The organism is Arcobacter sp. LA11, assembly GCF_001895145.1.
In the GTDB taxonomy this organism is placed as follows: domain Bacteria; phylum Campylobacterota; class Campylobacteria; order Campylobacterales; family Arcobacteraceae; genus Halarcobacter.
The window spans coordinates 1-3,750 of the sequence record NZ_BDIR01000032.1 but is presented as its reverse complement, the minus strand read 5'-3'; the positions used below and the strand labels follow the sequence as shown (position 1 = coordinate 3,750).

At 32.6% G+C, this 3,750-nt stretch carries 1 protein-coding gene; it reads left to right on the top strand.

The window, feature by feature from the left end:
- Positions 1–3,750, top strand: a 3,750-nt coding sequence (locus BT997_RS15270) for a VCBS domain-containing protein (protein ID WP_143145224.1), incomplete at both ends; no start/stop codon positions are given.

Below are 3,750 nucleotides of genomic sequence, written 5' to 3'. Positions count from 1 at the left end.
CCAATAATGAGGCATCAATAAGTGATTGGGCAACAGTAACATTTACAGTAATAGGAACAAATGACCAACCACAAATTGATAGTATAGATGCACAAGCAGTAAATACTTTAATTGAAGGAGATGGAACTGCAACATTAAGTACAAGTGGTGCAATAGCAATTAGTGATTTAGATGTAAATGATATATTAACATTAGAGTCAACATATAATGGAGATATTTCTTGGTCAGGGGATGATGCAGATTCAGATATAGCAGACTTAGTAGATATAAATGCATTAATAGATGGATTTAGTGTAAGTATATTAGATGGTACAGCTCCCACAGGAAATGGGACATGGGATTTTACAACTTCACAAGACCTAGATTTCTTAGCAAATGGAGAGACAATTACATTAAGCTATGATATAGTAGTAAAAGATGATTCAGGTGCAGTAAATGATACAAGTACAACACAAACAGTAAATATTACAATAACAGGAACAAATGATACTCCTGTTGCAGTAGATGATAGTACAGTTACAACTTTCGAACAGCAAATTATAAATTCTACATTTACTCCTGGAAATGAAGATGGCGTAACTATTTCAGTAGATAATACATCTTATAATGCAAACCTTGTAGAGCATAATGGTGGTTGGGGAGTTCATAATGATAGATTCTTTGGTGACTCAAATCAAATAGATGGTTATAGAGGAGATGACTCTATAACATTTACATTTGATAATCCTGCAAATAGTGTAACGGTAACACTTGGAGATATGCAGTCAAATGATGATTATAAGTGGAGTGCAGAAACAAGTGTAGGTACAATTTATGGAAGTGGAGATAGTTCATCTTTTATTATAAATGGAACAGATATTACATCAGTAAAAATTTGGGCAGAAGGTAATAACGATGACTTTGTAGTTATTTCAGTAGCAACTGAAGCAACAGTTATGGTACCTGTAGTAACTTCATTAGCAACATTAGAAAACAATAATTTAACAATAAATGTATTAGCAAATGATTATGATTTAGATGAAAATGATACGGTTTCAATTAATAATTTTGATACAACAGCAACATTAACAGGAGTACTAGATAATGGTAATCCAGTAACAGGTGGAACAATTGAAGAAGTAGCAGGAGAGTTAGTATTTAAACCAGGAACAGACTTTGATTATTTAGCAGTTGGTGAAACACAAGAAGTAACATTTACATATGATGTAATAGATGATTCAAATCCAACAAATGCAGTAAGTAATACTGCTACGGTTACTATTATTGTTACGGGTACTAATGATCAACCTTCAATTGAATCAATTGAAAAAATTGATGGAATAAAAGAAAAAGCTGATTTAGTTGATTGGTATGGTAATGAAGAAATGTATACAATTTTAAGTCATTCAATGGTGTTGTCAAAATCAACAATAGCAGATGATGATTTAACTGATACACATACTTTAGAACTTCCTAATCCACTAACAGGTAGTGGAGCAAGTTATACTTATGATGCAACAACAATATTTGATCAAAGTACATCAAATGGTATTTATGACCCTACATTAGGTGGAACTACAGTTATTCATCAAGTAACACAGTCTTTACTTAATTTACATCCAGGTATACCCGCTAGTGCAAATATTGGAGACTTCCTTGTTTTCAACGTAAAATTTAATAATTTAGGAGAAGGTGAGAAAGCAACAGTAACATTTAATGTAATAGCAAATGATGGAACAAATGATCCAAGTGGAGAGACAAATTTATCAGCTCCAAAACAAGTGACTGTAGAGATTGAAGGAACAAATGATCAACCAGTAATAACATCAGCATCTCAAATAGATATAGACGCAAGAGCATTGATAAGTGAAGATATTCCATCTGATACATCAGGAGTAGTAACATATAGTGAAACTATTCAAGGTACAGATGAAGATTCAAATGATACTCATACAATACAATTAAATAGTGTAAGTGGTATAGATGCAACAAATGGTATTAATATAGGAACTGATTCTAATCCAGTCTGGGTAGGAGTTTCACTTGGAAATTTAAATGGTGGTAATGATTTAACAATTGCTGATATTACTGGTTTAGGTATAACATTTGATCCTATAATAAATGGAAATGGTATATTTTCAACAGGATATAACTTTACAGGAAACTTTAATTCTCTAGCTGCTGGGGAGACAGCAACTATTACATTTGATTATGTAGTAAGTGATGGAAATACTGGAATAGATGGAGAAACATCAGAAAGTACAGTTCAACAAGTAACATTAGTAGTAACAGGAACAAATGATACTCCAGTTGCGACATCCTTTACACATGAGGGTCCTGCATCAAATGATTTTGTATGGGAAAACTCAGGACAACAAGTAATTATAGATCCCGCAACAGACTTTGGAACATCAGATGCAAATTCTTTAGCAGCTTACGATATTGATTTAAATGATACATTAACAATAGGAACACTTTCAAGTACTCATGGTTCAGTAACATTTGATGGTATAAATTCAACATCATGGTTACAAACGGATGGTGGTGTTTATGTTAGAGTAAATGCAAATGGAAAAGTTGAATACAATTTAAATGTTAATAAAGTAAATGGGGAAACAGCTTTTGATAAATTAGATGCTGGAGATACATTAAATGATACATTTACATTTACCGTAATTGATAATAATGGACAAGAAAGTAATTCTGCAACTGCAACAATTAAAATTTTAGGAACTAATGATAGACCAAAAATTGATGATGTTAAAGTTTCTGATTTTACTACAATTAATGAGGATGATACAATAAATAGTGGTAATGTAGTTTCTTCTTTAATAGCAGGAGCAATTATTGACTTTGATGAAAGTTCTGTTGAAGGTATAGCAATTACAGGAATTGATAATACTAATGGAGTATGGCAATATTCTTTAGATGGTTCAGTTTGGTCAAATATTGATCCTACTGTAAGTGCTACAAATGCAACTATGCTTTATGATACAGCATCAGTAAGATTTGTACCAAATGAAAATTATTATGGAAGTGCAGATATTTCATTTAAAGCTTGGGATCAAACAGGTTATAATTTAACAAATGGATCTACTGGTATTGATACTACGTCTTCTTATGGTGGTTATAAAGGTTCGACAAGCGAGGATATTGCAACTTCGACTGTTGAAGTGGATTCTGTTCCTGATTTTGTAAACTGGAATGGAACAATTGTAAATGATAGTACTGATAGTGCTAAAGTTTATGAAGTTGGAATTGAGGATGCTACTAATGATTCTGAAACAGCATCTAAAACATATAAAGTTGAATTTGGTGATGATACTCCAGGCATGGTAATTTTTACAAATGCAAATGTAGCTCCTTCATGGTTAAAATCAGGTGGAGAAAGTGTGAGCTATTCAGTTAGTCCAGATGGGAAGACATTAACTGCTATTGCAGATGGTGAGACAGTATTTACAGTAGTAAATGATAATACAGCAACTCCTTCTTATACTGTTACAATGTCTAAAGCAATTGATCATGTTGAAACTGGACAAGTTACAAATTCTAGAGGTGAAAGACAATGGTTAAGTTTCCAAGTTCAAGCTGAGGATAATGATGGAGATACTGTAACTTCAACTCCTTATGGTTTAAGTATTGGATTCTATGATGATGTGCCAACTGTAGCATCATATGAAACAAATACAATGAGAATCATCAGTGATGATGATACAGTAGCAGGACTAAATGGGAATTCTGGATATGGTAATAATCCATCAGATGGAGCAG